Annotated in this window: 17 protein-coding genes and 5 pseudogenes; 10 read left to right on the top strand and 12 right to left on the bottom strand. The window is 69.2% G+C overall.

Annotated elements, in window-relative coordinates:
* Window positions 1-195: 195 nt before the first annotated feature.
* The 3 genes and pseudogenes from AB0E19_RS23855 to AB0E19_RS23845 all read left to right on the top strand — a co-directional run.
* Window positions 196-654 (top strand): annotated as a pseudogene (locus AB0E19_RS23855) (hypothetical protein); the annotation flags it as partial.
* 208 nt (window positions 655-862) lie between these two features.
* On the top strand, window positions 863-1051 hold the full coding sequence (locus tag AB0E19_RS23850) for a hypothetical protein (RefSeq protein WP_362183864.1): 189 nt from the start codon (window positions 863-865) through the stop codon (window positions 1049-1051).
* Between the two features lie 99 nt (window positions 1052-1150).
* Window positions 1151-1348: a hypothetical protein gene (locus AB0E19_RS23845; RefSeq protein WP_362183701.1), complete on the top strand. Its 198-nt coding sequence runs from the start codon at window positions 1151-1153 to the stop codon at window positions 1346-1348.
* 212 nt (window positions 1349-1560) lie between these two features.
* Here AB0E19_RS23845 and AB0E19_RS23840 read toward each other — a convergent pair whose 3' ends face one another.
* Entirely contained in the window at window positions 1561-2151 is a 591-nt protein-coding gene (locus AB0E19_RS23840) for a hypothetical protein (protein WP_362183698.1), read from the bottom strand.
* A gap of 434 nt (window positions 2152-2585) precedes the next feature.
* Window positions 2586-2984 (bottom strand): hypothetical protein, encoded by a 399-nt coding sequence (locus AB0E19_RS23835; RefSeq protein ID WP_362183695.1) that lies wholly within the window; start codon window positions 2982-2984, stop codon window positions 2586-2588.
* 537 nt (window positions 2985-3521) lie between these two features.
* Between AB0E19_RS23835 and AB0E19_RS23830 the strand changes: the two are divergent.
* A pseudogene (locus AB0E19_RS23830) lies at window positions 3522-3818 on the top strand (AAA family ATPase); the annotation flags it as partial.
* 467 nt (window positions 3819-4285) lie between these two features.
* The gene (locus tag AB0E19_RS23825; RefSeq protein WP_362183691.1) at window positions 4286-4690 is read left to right on the top strand and encodes a Rid family hydrolase; all 405 of its coding nucleotides are present in this window, start codon (window positions 4286-4288) and stop codon (window positions 4688-4690) included.
* A 33-nt stretch (window positions 4691-4723) separates the two neighbouring features.
* Here AB0E19_RS23825 and AB0E19_RS23820 read toward each other — a convergent pair.
* A pseudogene (locus AB0E19_RS23820) lies at window positions 4724-5191 on the bottom strand (transposase family protein); the annotation flags it as partial.
* A 2434-nt stretch (window positions 5192-7625) separates the two neighbouring features.
* Window positions 7626-8380, bottom strand: a pseudogene (locus tag AB0E19_RS23815) (transposase); the annotation flags it as partial.
* Between the two features lie 93 nt (window positions 8381-8473).
* On the opposite strand from AB0E19_RS23815, the gene AB0E19_RS23810 reads away from it, so the two are divergent.
* The 3 genes from AB0E19_RS23810 (at window position 8474) to AB0E19_RS23800 (ending at window position 11515) form a co-directional block, all read left to right on the top strand.
* The gene (locus AB0E19_RS23810; RefSeq protein WP_362183688.1) at window positions 8474-9025 is read left to right on the top strand and encodes a hypothetical protein; all 552 of its coding nucleotides are present in this window, start codon (window positions 8474-8476) and stop codon (window positions 9023-9025) included.
* A gap of 365 nt (window positions 9026-9390) precedes the next feature.
* A complete protein-coding gene (locus AB0E19_RS23805; protein ID WP_362183685.1) occupies window positions 9391-10410 on the top strand; it encodes a hypothetical protein in 1020 nt (339 codons plus the stop codon).
* Window positions 10411-10423: 13 nt separating this feature from the next.
* Entirely contained in the window at window positions 10424-11515 is a 1092-nt protein-coding gene (locus AB0E19_RS23800) for a hypothetical protein (RefSeq protein ID WP_362183681.1), read from the top strand.
* A 329-nt stretch (window positions 11516-11844) separates the two neighbouring features.
* Here AB0E19_RS23800 and AB0E19_RS23795 read toward each other — a convergent pair whose 3' ends face one another.
* Entirely contained in the window at window positions 11845-12189 is a 345-nt protein-coding gene (locus tag AB0E19_RS23795) for a hypothetical protein (protein ID WP_362183678.1), read from the bottom strand.
* Window positions 12186-12746: a DUF6232 family protein gene (locus tag AB0E19_RS23790; RefSeq protein ID WP_362183675.1), complete on the bottom strand. Its 561-nt coding sequence runs from the start codon at window positions 12744-12746 to the stop codon at window positions 12186-12188. The genes AB0E19_RS23795 and AB0E19_RS23790 overlap by 4 nt, the downstream gene beginning before the upstream one ends.
* A 595-nt stretch (window positions 12747-13341) precedes the next feature.
* Between AB0E19_RS23790 and AB0E19_RS23785 the strand changes: the two are divergent.
* Together AB0E19_RS23785 and AB0E19_RS23780 are read left to right on the top strand one after the other, a co-directional pair.
* Window positions 13342-13909 (top strand): annotated as a pseudogene (locus AB0E19_RS23785) (transposase); the annotation flags it as partial.
* A gap of 98 nt (window positions 13910-14007) precedes the next feature.
* Window positions 14008-14565 (top strand): GNAT family N-acetyltransferase, encoded by a 558-nt coding sequence (locus AB0E19_RS23780; RefSeq protein ID WP_362183672.1) that lies wholly within the window; start codon window positions 14008-14010, stop codon window positions 14563-14565.
* 190 nt (window positions 14566-14755) lie between these two features.
* Here the strand turns inward: AB0E19_RS23780 and AB0E19_RS23775 are convergent, their stop codons facing one another.
* The 6 genes from AB0E19_RS23775 to AB0E19_RS23750 form a co-directional block, all read right to left on the bottom strand.
* On the bottom strand, window positions 14756-15211 hold the full coding sequence (locus tag AB0E19_RS23775; protein WP_362183669.1) for a peptidoglycan-binding domain-containing protein: 456 nt from the start codon (window positions 15209-15211) through the stop codon (window positions 14756-14758).
* A 56-nt stretch (window positions 15212-15267) separates the two neighbouring features.
* Window positions 15268-15720 (bottom strand): peptidoglycan-binding domain-containing protein, encoded by a 453-nt coding sequence (locus tag AB0E19_RS23770; protein WP_362183666.1) that lies wholly within the window; start codon window positions 15718-15720, stop codon window positions 15268-15270.
* 45 nt (window positions 15721-15765) lie between these two features.
* Window positions 15766-16218 (bottom strand): peptidoglycan-binding domain-containing protein, encoded by a 453-nt coding sequence (locus tag AB0E19_RS23765; protein ID WP_362183663.1) that lies wholly within the window; start codon window positions 16216-16218, stop codon window positions 15766-15768.
* Between the two features lie 693 nt (window positions 16219-16911).
* Complete coding sequence (locus tag AB0E19_RS23760) at window positions 16912-18039, bottom strand: LLM class flavin-dependent oxidoreductase (protein WP_362183660.1); 1128 nt, start codon at window positions 18037-18039, stop codon at window positions 16912-16914.
* A 14-nt stretch (window positions 18040-18053) separates the two neighbouring features.
* Window positions 18054-19169, bottom strand: coding sequence for an LLM class flavin-dependent oxidoreductase (locus tag AB0E19_RS23755; protein WP_362183657.1), 1116 nt, complete (start codon window positions 19167-19169; stop codon window positions 18054-18056).
* On the bottom strand, window positions 19166-20569 hold the full coding sequence (locus tag AB0E19_RS23750; protein ID WP_362183654.1) for an NtaA/DmoA family FMN-dependent monooxygenase: 1404 nt from the start codon (window positions 20567-20569) through the stop codon (window positions 19166-19168). Before AB0E19_RS23750 ends, AB0E19_RS23755 begins: the two co-directional genes overlap by 4 nt.
* Window positions 20570-20580 lie beyond the last annotated feature (11 nt).

Here is a 20580-nt window from a genome sequence, read left to right as displayed (position 1 = left end):
GTCGCAAGCAAAGCCATTTACTTTCACTCGACAAACGAAAGGTACCAACCGGGGCCCAGGAGCTCGCGGGCGGCGAGGTAGGGCCACGGCACAAGGAGGCCTCGCGGAGCGGCCTCGCGGAGCGGCCTCGCGGAGCGGCCTCGCGGAGCGGCCGGCAGGTTCCTCGCGACGGGGAGATCCGCTCGCCAGGGCGAGATGGAAAGCTCTATCCAAGAGGGTTCCCCGTGCCGACCTCGGACGTCCCGGTGTACACGCGCACCGCCGGCCACCCCCACGACTCCATCCCCCAGGGCCGCGGACGCGCTCACCGAGCAGCCGGCGCGGGAGAGCGGATGCGAGGCCGAGGCGACGCACGACCCCGGGGGTATCACGGGCGGACGCTCCGCCGGTATGCGGCCGCGGCCCTCCCGTCCACCCCCGGCACGGGCCTCAACGTCCGGCCTGGTTCGTCACCCGCCCGGTCGGGGAACCGAAGCCATCGGACTTCGCCTTCGTCACCACGACCGTGCCCGATCCAGCCCTGGCCAGGTCGTCGTCCGCAACGGCGTCCTCTCCGTCGACCCGTACCTGCGGGGCCGAATGAACGAAGGTACGTCCTCCATGCGGCAGTTCGAGCTCGGCGAGGTCCTGACCGGCCCCGCTGTCGGAAACGGCGTCGCCCCGAAGGCGGAGGACGCCCCCGTCGGATCGACGGTCAGCCACAACGTCGGCGGCGACCACGTCAAGGCTGCCCTCGCCAGCATGAACCCGAACGGGCGCATCGCTCTGGTGGGCGCGATCTCCGGCTACAACGCCACCGAGCTGCCTCCCCGCCCCGCTCACCTCCCGCTGGCCATCGGCAAGCGCATCACCCTGCGCGGTGATGAACGTCGGCGACCACGCCCACCTCGCCGACGAGTTCGTACGCCAGGGCGCCGCCCGACTGAAGGACGGCTCCCCGGTGGCCGACGAGACCGTGATCGACGGTATCCAGCGGGCCGTCGACGCCTTCCTCTCGCTGATGCGCGACGGCAACACCGGCAAGATACTCGTCCGCGTCTCCCACAGCTGACGGCACCTGCCGCACCCCCGTCGCCGGCCGGCGGGACCAGCTCCCCCTTCTCGGCTCCGCCGGCCGACCCCTCCCCTCCGGTCAGAACGGGACACGACTGTGACCGCGCTCTGGGACGACCTGCGTAAGAACCATGTAGAGGTCGACTCGATGGAGATCGACTCCACGAACGTGGAGATCGACGACTACCTGGAGCACCTGGAGCACCTGGAGCACCTGGAGCACCTGGAGGAGCGGACGGCCCCGCAGCCCGCTCCCGTGACCTTGCCCGGTCCCCTCGACGTCCCCTTGAGCTGAACTCCCTGAACCCGGGCGGCGGCCCGAACCGTGGTGCGGGCCCCGCCGTTCGGCGGGGCCCGCGTGCGTCTGGGCGCGATCGGCGCTGTCAGCCACGGCACGGTGCGCGCCGCGGCGGGGGCGTGTCATCCGCCCGACGGGGAGCGCCTGCCCGAAGACCGGGGGTTCGCCTCGGGCCGTACGGAGCCGAGGGCCGTCAGGAGGTGTCGGCGTCAGGGATGGGCGTGGCCGATCACCTTGGCGACGACGTCGGTGATCAGCGGTCCGCACCCGCCGGGAGCACGGCCGGCGAACTCCAGGGTGAAGTGGTCCTCACCGGCGATGAACTGCAGGGGCCTGTTGACCGAGGCGAAACGGGGGCCGATGGGCGTGTAGGAGTCGCCCACGGGGTCCGAGCTGGGCGGCGGGATCACCTGGGCGCTGTAGGACTGGTCGCCCATGTCCTTGGCGCAGGCGGGGTCGGTGTTGCGGGCGTGCTTCCAGGTGATGCTGACGATGGAGCCGGAGTCGGCCTCGAAGTCCTGGGAGAGGGTGCCTGGTCCGATGTCGACGGCCTGGTAGGTGTACTGGGTCAGAGCGCGGCTGTACAGCGTGACCCCGCCGCGCGGGGTGGCCGCGCCGACCTGCCAGGGGCCGATGTTCTCGCCGTCCTCGTACTCCACGTACCCTCCCGCCGGGGCGGGCGGCTCGGAGAAGGTGCCGTTCTTGACGAGGTTCCCGGCCGCCGCTGCGGGGGTGAGAGCAGCGGTGGTGGCCAGGACGGTGGCGCCCAGCAGGGCGCCCACGGTCGTGCGCTTGTTCATGCGTTTCCTTCACGCGTCGAAGGGGAGGGATGGTTCCGCCGCTTCATGGGTGCAAGGGCGGTGGTGGGACGGGATCCACCCACGCGGGCGGGGAACTGTGGCCGGGCTGGTGCTCGGACCAGGCGCGCCCCGGGCGGCTCGCACGCGGGAGCCGCCGCAGGCGTGTGGGCAGCCATGCCGATGGCTTTGCGGCTCCTTCGGCAGTCGGATGTGCCGCCCGGGGGCCGCTCGCGGACTGCGTCGGCCGCCCACGCCTGGGCGGGCCCGGTCTAGGGCGTCCCGGCGGGGATCACGAGTGGAACCGACGACGGCGCACAGCGCGCCGGCGGGTCAGATCGGCGGGGTCACCAGCGCGGTGGACGCCGTCGGGGGTGCGGTTGCCGTGCGCTGGAGGGGACAGCGGATGCCCTCGCCTCGCGGCCGGCATCCGCGTGTCAGCTGCCGATGCCGAACAGCGGGACGATGCGCCCGTGGTCCTCGGAGGGCAGGTACTCGTCGTTGCCCAGGTACTTGACCGAGTACCCGCCGATCTCGCCCATGATGGAGGAGAAGATGTCGCTGATGCTGCCGCCCTCCATCTCGGCGATTCCCCTGGCGTCGGTCTGCGAGGTGCCGAGGTGCTCACCGTGCTTGCCGGTGTACCACTCGATGTCCTGCCAGGCCACAGGCTTTCCCTTGCACGTCAGACGCGCTCTGCCCGCGGCGGACACCCCGCCCAGGAGCTGTCCCTTCGTCGTCTCGGCCTTCAGGCTCGTGGGCTGCGGCGCCTGAGGGGTCGGCGCCGGGGCCGGCTGCGACTTGGTGTCCTCGGGCGAAACCCTCTTCGGAGACATGCTCACTCCTTGTGATCGAACGGTCTGCCTCTCGTGGGCAGCTAAGGAAAAAGTCGCACGTCAGAGCGCACTTCGCATTCACTTCCTAGCCGCTTCACTACAATGTGTAATTGCGAGGTGAGAGGAGCGCCCGCCGCGCTCCGGAGCGGATCACCCGGCGCACACGATCCCCACAACCACACGGGGCCACACCGCCGAAGCCCACCTCGCGCACACCCCCGCACCACCACCCCGGCACACCCGGGATCATGCGCCCCGCCAGACGGGCGCTCACATGAATCCCGAGCCGCGGGAGCGGGAGACCTACACGAACGACACGAACGTCACGAACGGGCGGAACACCACCAGCCCCCTCCTGGCCCCCACGGCGTCCTCATCAGCGTGGCCGTCCAGCACCTCAGCGCTGACGAGCGGCCAGCGGCAGCCGGGCCCGCCCCCGACGGCCCCCGCCAGGGCGCAGCGAGCCCTGCGCAGCGCCACCACGTCCTCGGGCGCCCCCTCCCGGCGCATGAACCCCCACCCCTCCGCCGGCTCCTCGCGATGAAGGACCGGATGACCTACCGCGACTTTCTCGCCGAACCGCTGATGGCCGAGTGCGACCACCGGGGTCCGCCGCCGCTCGGAGTGTCACATCGGGTCGGCCGGCTTCCGCGGGAGAAGTCCCTGCGTTCCTTCCTTCGGCTTCGACGCCAACCCGAACATCGACCCGGCCACCCTCCACACCCTCGCCACCAAGCTCGTGAACGAGCCGAGGAGGCCGCCGACGAGAAGCAGCCGAACAAGACGATCGCCCGCCACAGCCGCATCGACCTGTTCTGCATCGACGAGCTGGGCTGTGCGCCACGAGGCGCTGATGGATCTCGCCGGATGTCAGGCTCGTCGCCGGTTCTTGCAGGGACTGGTCGAAGCTGGAGGCAGGTTGAGCCCGGGTTGGGGGTGAGGCCGGAAGCAGCCTCGGCAACGTAGGGGCGGACCCACACCCCCGGACGGTTCGTGCCCGCAAGCGAAGACGGAACGGGTGTAAGGAAACTGAACCAGTGTGAGCCTCTTTCATCCTCTCCTGGCGGGTGAAACGGGCTTGCCGACGGGTGTGGCGAGGAGGCAGGGTCGCTCATCGTCGGCGTAGTGGTCCACTCATCACACCGTCGCCCGGAAGAGCCCACTGCAGCCGATTCTGTGCGCACAGAGAACACAGGGACGGCGTTACCAGACAAGCAGCGTGCGTACGAACCCGTAACTTCTGCATGCAAGGGGCCTGCCTGTGACCGACGGCCCCGCGCATCGCATCAAGGGAGTGAACCATGGGTTCTCAGGTGAAGACGTTCGGGTTCGGCATGCCGTGGGAGTCGTTGTACGGCTACAGCCAGGCCACCCAGGTCGGCGAAACGGTCTACGTGTCGGGGCAGCTGTCTCATGACCGTAACGGCGACTTCGTGGGCGCCGGTGACTTCGAACTGCAGGTCCGCACCACGCTGGAGAACCTGGACCTGGTGCTGAGGCAGTTCGGGGCCGAGCGTGGCCAGATAGTCGAGACCACGGTTCTGGTGAGGAACCTGCGTGAGAACTTCGACACGACAGCACGCCTCCACGCGGAGTACTTCGGGGAGCACCGGCCCGCCAGCACGGTCATGGGCGTTTCCGACTTGGCGCTGCCCGACCAGCTCGTGGAGATCGGCGCGCTCGTGCGTCTCGATGTGACGGCATAGGGGCGGAGGTCGGCCTGATTCCTTCGGCCTCTTTCATCCTGAATAGCTGCAGATCAGCAGCGTATGGACAGCTTGAACGATGGTTCCCGCTCTCAGCCGGGCGTGGTCGCGGTTGAACTGCCGGAAATGCTGCAGCTGTTCGCGGTGACGGTAGTACGGGGTACGGAAGGTGGCGCCGGCGCCCTGGTAGGCGCGGGCCGCGGTCAGGTCGTGCGTGCGACCGGGTGTCGCGCGGGAGAACCACAGCGGTGTGCCCTCAGGACGAGTGACGACCTGCACGTGCATGCCATGCTTGCGGTGCTCTTGCGAGGAGTGGGGCTCGTCGGCGTGGATCCGGTCGGTGGGTATCAGGGTGCCGTCAACGATGACGTGGTCGCCCTCACCGACGCCGGTACGGGCTTCGGTGAGGCCGGGCGCCCAGGAGACCAGGACGTCCAGGGTTTCGTCCACGTACCGCCAGGCAGTGGCCTGGGATATCCCGAAACCTGCTCCGAGTTGAGCAACAGGGGCCCCTCCGATCGCCGGCGTGATGACTGGAATCACCACGCCGACGACGAGGGGCCCTGCCTCGTCACCACAGCCACTGACCAGCTCATTCCATCATCCAGCACAGGATGAACGAGGTTCAATGACCCACAGCCCCACAGGCCCAACAACTCGCAATGGCCACCACCCGCAATCTCGCCATCGGCCCCTGAAGATCCTCGGAGCCGACAGCATCGCCAAGACCATCCGCGCCATTCGCCACGGACCCGAACGAGCACTCGCCATCCTGGGCATCACCAACAACCCAGACACTCAGGGAACTTGATCAAGCCTGACGGGTTCTGGGATGGCACACGGAATGCTAACGAATTACCATTCGATGCGGACGTGGACAGTATTATTGGAGCTGGGGTCGCCGCTGACCGTAATCTTGTAGTGCAGGTCAACGCCAGAGGGCACGGCAAACGACAAGCCCACATCATCGGTACCGTTCGTATCCGTTTCTTGCCTATTAATGTAGGCTGCGCCCTGGTCACCCTCGGACCATAGTTCGACGCTGATATGTGTTGCGAATGCGCTAGAGAATGAGAACGATACAGAGGTCGAGCTTAGATTGACAAGCACATCATCAACAGGAGTGAAGCTCGACATCTGAAATGACGAGGTACCCATGATCTCCTCGCTAACTTTGGACGGGATCCCCATTTACCCCAGGCCACCGGCTATGGAACTCCGCAGTTCCCGAAGCCGCGCCTGTTCCGGGGAGCCGGTGCCACTCCATCCAGGTTCAGCGCAGCTACTCCCAGTCAGAGTCAAATATGGAGAATCGGACTCCTGTCATTCCGTCTGGATTTTGACCGGTTCCGCCCCGGCAGGCCCCGCCCCCTTCCGCTGAAAGGAAATAGTGGGCAGCCGTCGGATACGGAGTATGCCCCGAATCGTCTCGCTCCAAAGCCCAATTGATAATCTGCGTCTCTTGCCCCCCTGGCGCGATCGCACTGAAATTTGCATCAGCCAAATTTCCGGTCCCAAAGGGAGCTGCGGTAAGTCGCACTATGCCGCCCGTGGCGATAGTGCGACTTGATTTGTTGAATATCGTTGCCAGGATCGTAACGTTGGACGCGTTCGAATCCACTACTGCCGCGTCGATCTCTGTCATTACGCATCTCCAATATCGCGTTTCTCAGCCGGTCGAAGCCCATGCCCTTGTTGGCGCGTCGCGTCCGGCCCATCGATCGCATCGAGACCTCCAGGCATTCGCGCACTGGTCATCTCGCCGATCGCGCCCCGGTCGGTCAACCGTGGCGTATCTCGCAGGAGACCACATTGTCGGGATGCGTCGCTCCGACGAGCGCCAAGGGGTCTGCATGCCGACCAGCTTGAAGATCTTTCCCCACGAGGTTACGTCGATCTCTTTCTCGTAGTAGTCGCTCCAGAGATCGGGCCTGATCGGGCCGGCATCAAGGGGAAAGCTCTCGCCCTCGGCGTCGATCCTCTCGTACGGGTCGGTGAGTTCGAACTCCTGGGGGCACGGCGGGGGCTAGCCAGAGCCAGCCTCCCCTTTGGTTCATGGGATACACCGCGGACCTGCGTGACGCGCCTTATCCTCGGGCTCAACGAGAGTTCTACGGTGTCCACGAGTTCGTCAGTGCCACACCACGCCTCAAACCGTGCCCCGCTTCGTTGTCAAAGCGAATGGTCTCGTTCATCCCCATCTTCCGGAAGCGCGGCAGGTAACGCTTCGAGGAGCTCGGCAAAGCACCTAGGCACCCCCCATGCTGCTAGCAACTTTCTGTAGCACCTGCATGTGGTGACACGGGTAACTCAGTGAACCCAGATCTCGATTGCCACACTTCCATGGGACCTCCACCGACCATTGATCGCATCCTGGATAGCGTCCCGCGATCTTTGGCGGTGGGACCCCGAAGGTGGCCGCGCAGTACGGCCTCGGACACCAACTGCGCAGTAGACGAACCTGCAGCGGCGCGCTCCTATTGCAGGCGCGGACCAGGATCAGCCCGTCCAGGCCCGCGAAGTGACCTTGCGTCCAGGCTCTCGCTCGGCCGCCGGCTTGTCTTGGATGTAGCCGTCCCGGCGCCGGTCATGCGCGAAGCTCCCGACCGGGAGGGCTTCTGCGATCGAGTCCCCCCCTTCCTCGCCGCGGACGCCGACTCGCCCAGGACCACGGCCATGGCATGGGAGGCCCTCCCTGGAAACCTCCGATCTCCAGTGACACCACCTGAGCGGACGAGATCACTCTCCGGTGGGCAGGGATTCCCGTAGGCGGCCCCGGTTCGGCTTCGCCTTCAGGCTCTGGTTTCCTTGTAGACGTTCCCCGTCACGGCAGCGAGCGCGTCGAAATTGCCCCGCACTTCGGTGACTTCGGCTTTCGCGCTCTGCAACTGTGCGCGGAACTTGGCGATCGTCTCGTCCCTCGTGACTCGCCGGGATGGTGCATCCCGGCGATGCCGAGCACGGCGTGGTGGACGCCGTCGCCATTGAGGCGGCAGTCGCGGACGATCTTCCAGTTCCTCATCCGGGCAGAGACGTGCTCGACGCGGGCGCGGACCTGCTTGTGGGATTTGTCGTGCTCCTCTTTCCAGGCCGGAGATTCGGCCTGGCCCCGCTGCCGGCGGTGCGGGATGACGAGTCCGGTGCCGTGCCGGGGTAGCCGCCGTCGGGGATCGTGACCGTGTTGCCGACAGCGGCCTTGGCGCCGGACTCCTCCCACGCCTCGCAGTCGTTGCGGTTCCCGGCGAGCGGCCGGCCGACCACGACGGCCAAGGGGTACCGCCGTCGATGACGACCTGATGGTTGGTGGAGTACCTGTAGATCTTCGACCGCTCGGCGATGGCGTGGTCGCGGGTGAGGACCGGGGTGCCGTCCACGATGAGCACGATGTCCTTGGCGAACTGCTTGCGGGCTGGTGTGCGAGCAGGGGGCCGATGTGGTTGTCGACTCGGCCGACCTTGGACTTCGAGACGCCGAACGGCGGGGCGAGTTGCCGCAACGTCAGGTGGGTTCGCCAGGAGGCCGTGACCAGCAGTACTCGGTCCTCCAACGGCAGGCTCCACGGCCGCCCTGGGTAGACCACATCTGCTCCTGGCGCCGGAGCGCGGTCAGCAGTGTGCCGCAGCAGCAGGAGCCCAGACCTGCGAACGGGGTTATCCAGGACGGCTCCGATGCCGTGATCACACTCGCCACATCATGATCACCGCGCAGACCGGTCTCAGGCCGAGGCAATCCCACAGCTACGCTGCTCGAGGCAGTGCAAGTGAGCAAGACCCGGGGGGCATCATGAACCGACCTCTGCTGTTCCTCGACGTGGACGGGCCGCTCAACCCTTATGCGGCCAAGCCTGAGAGGCGTCCCGACGGCTACACCACACTCCGAGTTCCCCGGAACGATGTCCATGAGGACGACAGGGGCCTTGCGTCCCGACGGCGCCCCCTGCGGGTCTGGCTCAACCCGGAGCACGGACGAAACCTGCTCCGGCTCGGTTTCGAGCTGTGCTGGGCCACCACATGGATGGACGACGCCAACCGGTGGGTCGCACCGGTCCTCGGCCTTCCGGAACTTCCCTTTGTGGAATTCGGCGACGCCCTGCTCCAAGAGCGCCCTGATGGAGTCCACTGGAAGACCGGACCACTGGTGAGCTACGCAGGCGGCCGTCCCTTCGCCTGGGTGGACGACGAGCAGAGCGAGCCGGATCAGACCTACGTGACCGCCCATCACCAAGGACCCGGGCTCCTCCACCACGTCAACCCGCGGATCGGTCTACGCGAGAACGACTTCCACACGCTCGCCGACTTCGCCCGGTCCCTGGACACTTCACGAACCACCGGCTGAACACCTCGCCAGCTCGGCAGACCGCTCCGCACGCGAAACCGAGATCCTTGCGGGACAGCCCATGGCGTGGTGCACGCGCCAGTTGCGTTCAAGGGAATGCACGGAAGCGTGCGAAGTGGCGATTGCCGGCGCCCGGACAGGGTCACCGGGCGCAGGACTGGGGGCGCCGGCTACCGGGCGGGGGCGCCTCTCGCGCTTCTGGCTGCGCGTCGCACCCCTTCGGCCTCGGCGGTATCTGGCCAAGGGTGGACGACAGTTCGTCTTCGGGTTCGCGCCGTCTCAGTCGCCGGGCGGGGACAGGGGTGGCGTGGGCAGCCCCTCCGGCGTGTGTCACGATCTTCCCAACCTGTGGGGGGTGTTGCTGAATGGCGCAGGACATTGCGCTGCGGCCGGTGGTGGATCCGGCCCTCGAGGACGCGGAGCGCGCGCTGCTGGAGGAGTCCGCCGACGGACTCTTCCCGGCCACGCTGCCGCTGCCCGAGGAGCCGGGGCTGGGGGGCCGTACCAAGGCGGACATCTGGACGGCCCTGGGGGCCTCCGCGGTGTGCGCGCTACTGCCGGTGACGATCCTGTGGGCGCTGATCGGCGTGTGGCCCGGCCTGGCCGTCGGGCTCGCGGCGCAGGCGGCGCTGATCTGGGTCGTGGTCCAGTTCGGGTTCGAGGCGTTCATCCTGACCGTCGTGGGCGTGCATCTGCTGGCCTGGCTGCTGATCGTCGTCCTCGGCTGCGGGACCGACGAGCGGCAGCGGGTGGCCCGGCTGCGCCACGGCCGCTACTACCTGGCCGAGGACTTCGGCGACGACTCCCTGCGCGAGCTGCTGGGCCACTCGCCGCTGCGCCGGATGGAGCGCGCCCAGGCCGCCGTGACGGCGGTGCTCCAGTCGCAGGTCGACCGGGACGGGCTGCTGGACGACATCGCCAACGACGTGACCCTGCCGGCCCAGCAGTACGAGATCGCCCAGCGCCTGGCCGAGCTGACCCGGCTGGCGCGGAAGGTGCGCACCGCTGCCGGGGACGCCTCCGGCTCGCGGGTGGAGGAGGTCCTGCGGACTCAGCGGCAGGCGCTGCGGATGTCGTCGAGCGCGCTGGAGGAGCGGGTGGAGGCGCTGGAGCGGTACGCCGAGAACACCCGCGCGGCGGACGAGGCTTACCGCGAGTGGGAGGCCGTACGAGAGCTGGAGCAACTTGGCGAGGACATGCTCGAGCTGGTGGTGAACACGGTGCGGGACGAGCTGGCCGTCGCCGAGATCGAGGGGCTCGCCGACCGGTCCCGGCTCCAGGACCTGCACCGGGTGCTGGACGAGGCGCGGGAGGCGGGGCTGCTGGCCACGCGGTTCGCCGACGGGCCGGCCGACCGCCGGTCCGGCGACAGCGGCCGGGCGTGAGGGGGAGGACGACATGACACAGACATCCCAGCCGAGACGCGAGTTCCACTCCGGCCGCGGCAGGAAGACCTTCGACCGGATCCCGGGCGGGTTCTACCTGGTCGGCGCCCTGGTGATCCTCTTCGAGGTGGTCACGCTCGGCGCGGTGGGCCTGGCCCTGGCCGTCGGCGACCCGAGCGACGGCGGGGCATCCCCGGGCAAGGAGGAATCCCCCCGGCGGGTCGAGGTCACCTACATCGCGACGGGCGACCACCCTTCGGTGAACCTCACCGTCGGGGAGGCGAACGGCAACCACGTGACCGAGGGGGTCGTCATCCTGCCGTACCGCAAGACCTTCGAGCTGGCGGCGGGCGCCGACTTCTATCTGGACGTCAAGAGCCGCGAGGACCAGGAAGGGGGCACGCTCACGTGCACCGTGCTGGTCGACGGCAAGGTGGTCCAGCAGTCGCACAGCACATCGGACTATTCGTCCGCCACCTGCGCGGGCAGCACCGCGGACGCCCCGCAGCGGGGCATCCCCGTGCCCACTCTCACCCCCGGCGCCTCCCCGCTGCCCGAGGAGCGGCGGCTCACCGGGACCGTCAAGGTGCCGGACTACCCGGGCAAGGGCTCGCCGGTCATCGGCACCGTCACGGACTCCTCCCTGGAGTACGCGGAGCTGGGCGGCACATGGGACCGGAGCAAGACACAGGATCCGATCTACGACGGCTTCACCCGCAAGCAGGAGGGGCGCCAGCGGGCGCTCGTGAAGTCCACGCAGGTCGACGAGGACATCATGGCCGCGGCCGGCGGCACCGGGGAGCTGCGGGGCGTGGCGGGCGCGGTGATGGACGAGCGGCGGCGCTACGAGTACCCCCGCGACCAGGCGATCCTGGTCGACGTCGCCTCGCAGCCGCTGAAGGTCGACGGGCGTGACGCCTGGCTGCTGGTCAGCGAGATCCACTTCCACAAACGCGGGGTGCCGTCCACGATGGACCTGAACGCGGTCCTCGTGGTCGACACGGGGCGGGTCCGCCCCTCGGTGCTGTGGGTCGTACTGCCGGAGACGAACAAGAAGCTCTGGCCGGACCTGAACACTCTGGTCTCATCCGTCCAGGTCCGCTGACCTGCACCGATACGGGACGGGCCCGGGCGCGCGACGCGTCCCGGGCCCGTCCTGTAGTGCGCGACGCCGGCCGGGCCCCGTCCTGTAGTGCGCGACGCCGTGCTCGACGTGGTGGCGGTGGCCGGCCATCCGTAGAGGCGTGCGCCGTTCAGGCGCAGCACCTCGCGGTCGCGCTGGGCGGGGACTGCCTCGTGAATGTCGGGACGCTGCGGGCCTTCGCCACGGCGTGAGCGCTGCTGATATCGCGGTGTCCGGGCCGACCTTGCGGACGGTCTCGACCGGCAGCGCTTCCCCGGCCTGCGAGACCACCGCCCCCGGCAGGGTCAGGCTCAGCCGATGATGAGTGGCAGGACCTGAGCGATCGCAGTGGCTATCGCCGCACCGTTGGCGAGAGGACCAACGGCCGCGGCCACCGACTGCAGTGCCGTCCTCTGCGCGGTCGGCGTGGCGTCGGACGCACGGATCACGGGTCGGTTCTCGTCGATGACCTGCGCCGCGTCCGTGACGTCGAGGGTGGGGCGAATGGCGTCGAGCATGCCCACGATCCGCTGCAACTCGGACGCGACGTGCACCCGCTGGTGGTTGATGGCGGTGTTCCCGGAGCCGTACTGATTGGTCTGGCTGCCCGTCACATGATTGGTGATGTGGAAGGAGTTGCGGTCGTCGTCACTCACAGAAGCCCCGCCCTGTTCTGGTTGCCGTACTGGTTGATCTGAGTACCGCTGACATAGTTCTTGAGGTTCACACTCAAGCCCTCCACGTTCACGTGATAGTCGGCCTGAGGGTTCTCGATGACGTGGGTAAGTTCCTCGGCCAGTCGACGCAGGTGGTCCGGGCGGGCAAGCGTCACGAGCGCACGTGATCCGCTGGCCGTCTCGATTTCCAGGACGTGCTTGGCCGCGGCGGACAGGCGCACCGCCAGACTGACCAGAACACTCAGGCCCACGATGACGCCGATGGCCAGTGGCGACCCGTCCGTCTCCGAGTCGAACGGCGACCCTCCGGCGTTGACCATCCAGTACAGGCCCAATGCAACGATGGCGACGACAGCCAGGCACGCGAGATGGCGCCGGATGATCCTTCCGCGAGCGGGCGCCAGGAGATACGTGTGAATCCGCGTGATGTTGCGTGTGGGATAGGCCGCTTCCCCCACCCACAGCATGCGCCGGCTCACGCGCAGAGTCACCACGTCCCGAGTCGCCGGCGCCAGGTCCGCACCTGCTCCGGTCATCCCGCCCCCCATGCGCGCTCCCCCTTCGCAGGCCGTGACGTTATGCGCTTCCCATGGCCAATTACCGCATGCAGAAAGGGAATTGGGAGAGTCGAAAAGCGGCCAACCACAGCTGTTCCGTCCGTCACAAAGCCGACTCGTCGCGCCGTCGCCACCCCTCGTACCCGCCAATGTCCGCCTGCCGGTCTGGGGTGGACCGTTCCCGCATGGGTCCGGGACTGACGAGGTGCCGTGGTCCTCGCCCCGTCGGCCCTGCCGTCGGATGAACCGGGAACGCCGGTGGCCGCGGAGCCGTCAGCAGCCGCCTTTCGGGGCATGCGCTTCTTTGATCCGGCACGTCCAGTGCCTGCTGGTCGCCCTCCCGCGCCTTGCGCAGCGCGGCGACGGCATGCGTGATCCGCTCGAAAGCAAGAACGTCGCTGGACATCGCGGCTCCCGTCGGGGTGGGGTCGACGTGGTGCACGGCGGTGAAGCCCTCCAGGAGCAGGGTGTTCGGGGTGGCCTCTCGCGTGAGGTCGTGGTGCCCGCGCAGCGTGTCCTCGGGGACGCGCCGATCGGACGACCTCAGCACGTTGCGGGTCAGGCGGGTGTCGAGGTCGCCGCGCAGCGCGTGAACGACAAGCGGCCCGACGACGTGGCAGGCGAGTGCGAGCGGTTCTCGTCGCAGATCCTTGTTCCGTGGTGCCGCAAGTCCCCGAAGATCAGCAAAGTACTCGGGCGACTTCGTGCCTGCGATGGAGCAGATCCTGGGCTCCTGGGCCGGGCTGTCGCCGGCCACGGCGACCCGGCTGCTCGTGGTCGGCGACGGCACGATGGGGTTGTGGAGAGCGCTGGCAGAGGTTATTCCACAGGCCAGGCACCAGAGGTGTTGGCGTCACAGAACAAGGAATGTCTCGAACGCGTTGCCGAAGTCCGCGCGGCCCGGCGCGAAGAAGGCTCTGCAGGAGATCCACAACGCCGAGGACCGTGCGCACACCGAGAAGGCGGTCACCGCGTTCGAGAAGACGGACGGGGCGAAGTTCCCCAAGGCCGTCAAGAAAGTCACCGGCGAGATCCACGAGCTGCTGGCGTTCTACGGCTTCCCCGCCGAACACTGGGTTCATCTCAGGACGACGAATCCGATCGAGTCGGCCTTCTGCGCCGTGAGGCTTCGGGCCAAGGTCAGACCCGCGGCGTCGGCAACCCCGGCCGCGGCCCTCACCGACGGCCGTCTACCGGAAAACCGGTGGCAGGCCCGCCAGCCCACAGTGAAGATCGCGGCATGCCCAACTTCCTGGAGACCGACCGGCTCGTCCTGCGCGCGTTCACGACGGCCGACACCGACCACCTGCTCGCCCTGGACAACGACCCCGAGGTCATGCGCTTCATCAACGGAGGCCGCCCCACCAGCCGCGAGACCATCGAGTCGCGGGTCCTGCCGCGACTCATGCATGACTACCCGTGCTGGGAGACCCGCGGCTACTGGGCCGTACAGGAGAAGACAACCGGCACTTTCCTGGGTTGGTTCGAGTTCCGGCCGTTGGAGGAGCACAGCCACGCCGTGGTCGAACTCGGCTACCGCTTGAACCAGGCGGCCTGGGGACACGGCTACGCCACCGAGGGATCCCGGGCCCTGATCCACAAGGGGTTCACCGACCTGGAAGTCGAGCAGGTCACGGCGAACACGATGACCGTCAACACCCGGTCCCGTCGCGTCATGGAAAAGTCGGGCCTGTCCTTCGCCCGGAACTTCACCGGGGACTGGCCGGACGCGATCGAGGGCTCCGAACACGGTGAAGTCGAGTACGAACTCACCCGGACCGAGTGGGAACAGCGATAGTCGCCGACGGCCCAGTCCGGCGAGAACTCACGACTGGGGGCTGTTCCGGATCTCCGAGCCGCCCACGAGCTGTGGAGCCGCGAACACGACTTCGGCGACTGGCCCCCTGCGGACGGGCCCCGAAACCGAGCCCGTCCGCACCGTCCGCGCCTTCCGCCTCCGCGTCGCGCGGACGGCGGGCGCGTGCGGATCAAGCGTCGAGGTTGTCGACGTACTTGGCGAACGCGGCCCTGGTGCCCGGCCCGGCGATGCCGTCGATCGGACCCGTGTAGCTGTACAGGCTCAGCAACCGCTGGAGCGCCGTGATCGTGTTGGGGCCGGCGATCCCGTCGATCGAGCCGCGGTAGCCGAAGCCGCGCAGGTGGCGCTGCATCGCCTTCCAGCTCTCGGTGCCGAGGAGGCCGTCGATGGAGCTCTTGTACTCGTAGTGGATGGCCAGCCAACGCTGAAGATGCTCGGCCTGCTCCTCGGTCAGACCCAGGTTGTTCGTCGCGAGCGCGCCGAAGGACCCGGCGCTCACCGCCTGCGCCTGGGCCGCCGGAGCGGACGCCGCGAAGCTCGTACCGGCACCCGCCAGAGTCCCGATGGCCAGTCCGACCACGGCCGTGGCGCTGACCATCGACCTCGTCATGACGCTCGGTCGCATGCGTTCCCTTCCCTTCATCCGTTCGTTCGTTCCATTGCCCACTCGTGAGGTGTGCGTCAGGCGAAGTTGTCGGCGTACCAACCGAGCGCGGCCCTGGTGTCCGGGCCCGCGATGCCGTCGATCGGACCGTCGTAGAGGGAGTGGGACGCCAGGAAGCGCTGCAGCGCCCTGATCGTGTCGGGGCCGGGAATCCCGTCGATCGGGTCGGTGTAGCCCCAGTACTTCGCCAGGCAGCGCTGGAAGGCCTTCCAGCTGTTGGTGCCGAGGAGGCCGTCGATGCTGCCGGTGTAACCCCAGCGCCCCGCCAGGAAGCGCTGGATGCCCTTGGCCTGCGTGGCGGTCAGGCCGAAGTTGTACGTCGCGAGCGCGCCGAAGGTCCCGCCGCTCACCGTCGGCGCCTGGGCCGCCGGAGCGGACGCCGCGAAGCTCGTACCGGCACTCGTCAGAGTGCCGATGGCCAGTCCGACCACGGCGGTGGCGCTGACCATCGACCTCGTCATGGATCGCATGTGTCCCCTTCGTTCATTCGGTCGTCGGTCGTCGGTGCGTCCGGGTCAGCCGATGTAGTTGGCCCAGTTCGCCCACGCGGCCCTGGTGCCCGGGCCGGCGATGCCGTCGATCGGACCCTTGTAGCCGGAGTGCTCCGCCAGGAACCGCTGCAGCGCCTTGATCGTGTCGGGTCCGACGATCCCGTCGATCGGGTCGTTGTAGTCCCAGTCCTTCGCCAGGTAGTTCTGGATCGCCTTCCAGCTGTTGGTGCCGAGGAGACCGTCGATGGCTCCTTCGTAGCCCCATCCCCTCACCCACCGCTGGATGCCCTTCGCCTGCTCGCTGGTCAGGCCCAGGTTGTTCGTCGCGAGCACGCCGAAGGATCCGGTGCTTGCCGCTTGCCGGGGCGCCTGCTGGGGCGCCGCGAAGCTGGTGCCCGCCGTCGCGAGGGTTCCCGCCGCCAGGCCCGCGATGGCCGTGGCACTGACGAGGGCCCTCGTCACAACGCTCGGTCGCATGTGCATTCCCTTCGTTGGGTGACGCTGTCCGCGTCGAACGGGGACGACGCTGGCAGGACCTCCCGAACTCCCGCAACGAACACCGTCCCGGTGGGACGGCGGGACGGTTCCAGGCGTCTGAACTGGGAGATGCGACGGTCGATGGGACGGGGGTGGGACGATGCGCGGGCCTCCACCCGGGCGGGTGGAGGGCTTCACTCACTCCCGCACGGGAACGCGTCCCCGGCGACCACCTTCGGCGCACCTTCCTCGCCCGGAGCGGCACCGGCCACGGCTCTGACCCGGGCGTGCACTGCCGGGGTGTGGAAGGAGCGATCACGCTGCCCTGCCGGCTCGGCGTCTGCGTCTCCGCTGGGATCTCCGCGACGACGTCCAGCACGTGGTCGTCTCCTCGGCTGCGCCTTCCCTCGCCGGCGACGACCGCGCACCGCACCTTGCCGAGAGCGGGGACGGTCGATCGCCGGAGGGGACGATCGGCCTACCTAATCGGTGCTTCAGGACGCTACGGAGCAGTCGTCCCCGTGTGGCCTCGCACCCGGGATCTCAGCCGTGTGGAAGGGCTCATCCCCGCGAGCACGGGAACCGCGGGGCGCCGGACGGCACTCCCCCGCCGGTGGACCGGACCGGGTGGTCCTGAGAGGCCGGCGGTGGTCTCCTGGACGGGCGTGTCACCGGCCGCTCCCGTGGGCCCTGTCATCGCCGTTGCCACTCCTCTGCCAGGAGGCGGTAGGAGCGGACCCGGTCGGCGTGGTCGTGGGTGATCGTGGTGATGATCAGTTCGTCGGCACCGGTGGCCTCCCGCAGTCGTTCGAGCTGGTCCGCGACCCGCCCGGGCGAGCCGACGAACTGGGTGTCGACGCGGTCGGCGACCAGGGCGCGGTCCTCCTCGGTCCAGGCGTGGGCCCTGGCCTGGGCCGGGGTCGGGAAGGGGATGGCGCCCTCGGCGGTGCGGATGCTGCGGACCCAGGGGCCGTAGCCGGTGGCCAGTTCGCGGGCGGTCGCGTCGTCCTCGGCGACGACGACGTCGGCGGAGACGCTGACGTAGGGCTTGTCGAGGTGGTCGGAGGGCTGGAACGCGGCACGGTAGCCGTCCGCCGCCTCCAGCACGGTGGCCGGGCTGACGTGGTAGTTGGCGGTGAAGCGCAGACCGTTGCGCCCGGCGACGTCCGCGCTCTCGCCGCCGCTGCTGCCGAGGATCCACACCTGGACGTCCGCGCCCTCGCCGGGGACGGCGTGCGCCTCGGTCCCGTCCGCGGAGCGGTAGTCGCCGCGGAGCAGGGCGAGGACGTCGTCGACCTGTTCGCCGTAGTCCTGGGGGCGGGCGCCGGGCTGGTGCAGGAGCTGCTGCTGGAGCCGGAAGCGGGGGGAGCCGATCAGGCCCTCGGGGGAGAACCGGGGCGGGATCCTCAGGCCGTTGGGTGCGCGCCCGTCGACGACGGGGGTGACGGTCGGCCGCGGGTCCGGCGTCTGCCCGGGCGGGCGGCCGCCGGAGCGGCCGAGCCCCAGGTCGAGCCGCCCGGGGTGGAGGGCGTCGATCAGGCCGAACTCCTCGACGGTGGACAGGGCGGTGCGGTGTCCGAGTTGGACGGCGCCGGAGCCGATCCGGATGGTGGAGGTCGCGGAGGCGGTCAGGGCCAGCACCACGGCGGGAGAGGCTCCGGCGACGCCCGGGTTGAGGTGGTGCTCGGCGAACCAGTAGCGGGCGTAGCCGAACCGCTCGGTCTGCCGGGCCAGGTCGACGGTGTTGCGCAGCGCCTGGGCGGCGGTGGAGCCGGACGGGACCGGGACGAGGTCGAGGACCCCGAGGGGGATGCCGGACATGGTCGGGGTGCTCCTCAGCGATCGGTGGGAACGGGTGCCGGTACGGACAGGGGGCCGGTCCCGGGCCCGGGTGCCGCGGCGGTGGGGCCCCAGGGGAACGGCGGATCGGGGATGGCGCGGCGCAGCACCGGCGCGACCTCGGACTGGAAGAGTTCGAGCGAGGCGCGGTGCCGGGCGCGGGTGAGGCCGCTCGCGTCGACCGGGAGGTGGAGCACGCCGTGCCCGAACCGCTCGTGGTAGCGGTGCACCTTGTCGATGATCTGCTGGGGGCTGCCGATCAGCGCCGAGCTGCGGTCGACGAAGTCCTCCAGGGTGGTGAACACCGGCTCCAGGCCCTGGCTCTTCTGCAACGCGAGCCGCCCCTCGAAGACCGGCCGGAAGGCGGCGACGGCCTCCTGCGAGGTGCGGGCCGCGTAGTGGCCGGCGGTGCCCGCGCCGACCGCGGCCAGGGCGGGATCGTGGCCGTAGTGCTCCCACCGCTCCCGGTAGAAGCGGATGAGTGCGGCGTACGGCTCGATCGGGTGCGTGACGTTGGCCGAGAAGAGCGGGTCCCCGTAGCGCGCGGCGAGGTCGACGGACTCCCGGCTGGTCGCGCTGCCGTGCCAGATCCGGATGGGCCGCTGGAGCGGCCTCGGCCAGACCTCGGCGTCGGTCAGCGCGGGGCGGAAGCGCGGGGAGGCGCTCACCTTGTCCTGCCGCCAGATGCGGCGGAACAGCTCGTAGCTCTCGGCGTTGCGCTCCCACTGGTCCTCGGGCGTGACGTGGAACAGCTCGCGCTGGGCGGTGCCGTTGCCCTTGCCGATGATCAGGTCGAGGCGGCCGGCGGACAGGTGGTCCAGGGTCGCGTAGTCCTCGTAGGCGCGGACCGGGTCGAGCAGGCTGAGCGTGGTGACGGCGGTGAACAGCCGGATGCGGGAGGTGAGGGCGGCGAGGTGGCTGAGCACGACGGGCGGTGAGGAGGAGAGGAACGGCCGCTCGTGGCGTTCGCCGACGCCGAAGCCGTCGAAGCCGAGCTCCTCCGCCAGGAGCGCGTCGTCGATCACCTCGCGGAAGCGGTCGCCGGTGGTCTTCCGCTCCCCGGTCACGGGGTCCGGGGTGTGCGCGATGAGGGTGATGGCGAGGAATCTCACGAGGCGGCCCGCCGGGTCTCCGCGCCCGCGTGGGGGCGGGCGTCGGGGTGGTCCAGGCCGAGGTGCTCGCGGAGCGTGGTGCCCGTGTAGTCGTGGCGGAAGACCCCGCGCTCCTGGAGCAGCGGGACGACGGTGTCGGCGAACGCGTCGAGGCCGCCGGGGGTGAGGTGAGGGACGAGGATGAAGCCGTCGGCGGCGTCCGTCTGGACGAAGTGGTCGATGGTGTCGGCGACGGTGGCCGGGGAGCCGATGAACGACTGGCGGCCGGTGGTCTCGATGACCAGCTCGCGGATCGACAGCTTCTCGGCGGCCGCGCGCTCGCGCCACTGCCTGGCGACGGCGAGGCGGTCGCGGTGCATCCGGACGTCGGCGCGGCCGCGGGTGACGGTGTTCTCGCCCGGGGCCGGGTCGATGTCGGGGAGCGGGCCGTCGGGGTCGTACGCGGAGAGGTCCCGGTTCCAGACGTGTTCGAGGTACGTGAGCGCGGTCCGGCCGCTGACCTGCCGGCGCCGCACCTCTCGGGCCAGCTCGTTGGCCTCGGCGTCGGTGTCGCCGAGCACGAAGGTGGCCGCGGGCAGGATGAGGAGCTCGCGGTGGGTCCGGCCGTGGCGGGCGAGGCGTCCCTTGACGTCGGAGTAGAAGGCCCGGGCGGGCTCCAGGGTGCTGTGCCGGCTGAAGATGGCGTCGGCGCCGGCGGCGGCGAACTCGCGGCCCTCGTCGGAGTCGCCGGCCTGGAAGATCACCGGGCGGCCCTGGGGGCTGCGCGGGACGTCGAACCGGCCGGCGATGTCGAAGTGCGGCCCCTGGTGGACGAAGGCTCCGGCCCGCGCGTCGCCGAGGAAGCGGCCGGTCTCCCGGTCGGCGACGATCTCGTCGCCCCGCCAGGAGTCGAACAGCTCGGTGGCGGCCGTCAGGAACTCCCGGGCCCTGGAGTAGCGCTGGTCCTCGGGGAGGAAGCCGCCGCGCCGGAAGTTCTCGCCGGTGAAGGCGTCCCAGGAGGTGACGACGTTCCAGGCGGCGCGGCCGCCGGACAGGTGGTCCAGGCTGGCGAACTGGCGGGCCACCTCGTAGGGCTCGTTGAAGGTGGAGTTGATGGTGCCGGTGAGGCCGAGGCGTTCGGTGACGGCGGCGAGCGCGGACAGGACGGTGAAGGTGTCGGGCCGCCCCACCACGTCCAGGTCGTGGATGCGGCCGCCCTGTTCGCGGAGCCGCAGCCCCTCGGCGAGGAACAGGAAGTCGAACTTGGCGCGTTCGGCGGTGCGCGCGAAGTGCGCGAACGAGCCGAACTCGATGTGGCTGCCGGCCCGCGGGTCGCTCCACACGGTGGTGTTGTTGACACCGGGGAAGTGCGCCGCGAGGTGGATCTGCTTCAAGGGCTTGCCCGTGGTCGGGTCGGTCATGGCGGTACGGC

The sequence above is a fragment of the Streptomyces sp. NPDC047974 genome, from assembly GCF_040653375.1.
Taxonomy (GTDB): Bacteria; Actinomycetota; Actinomycetes; order Streptomycetales; family Streptomycetaceae; genus Streptomyces.
Note: the sequence above shows the minus strand (reverse complement) of the source record. Positions and strands in the feature narration are given on the sequence as shown.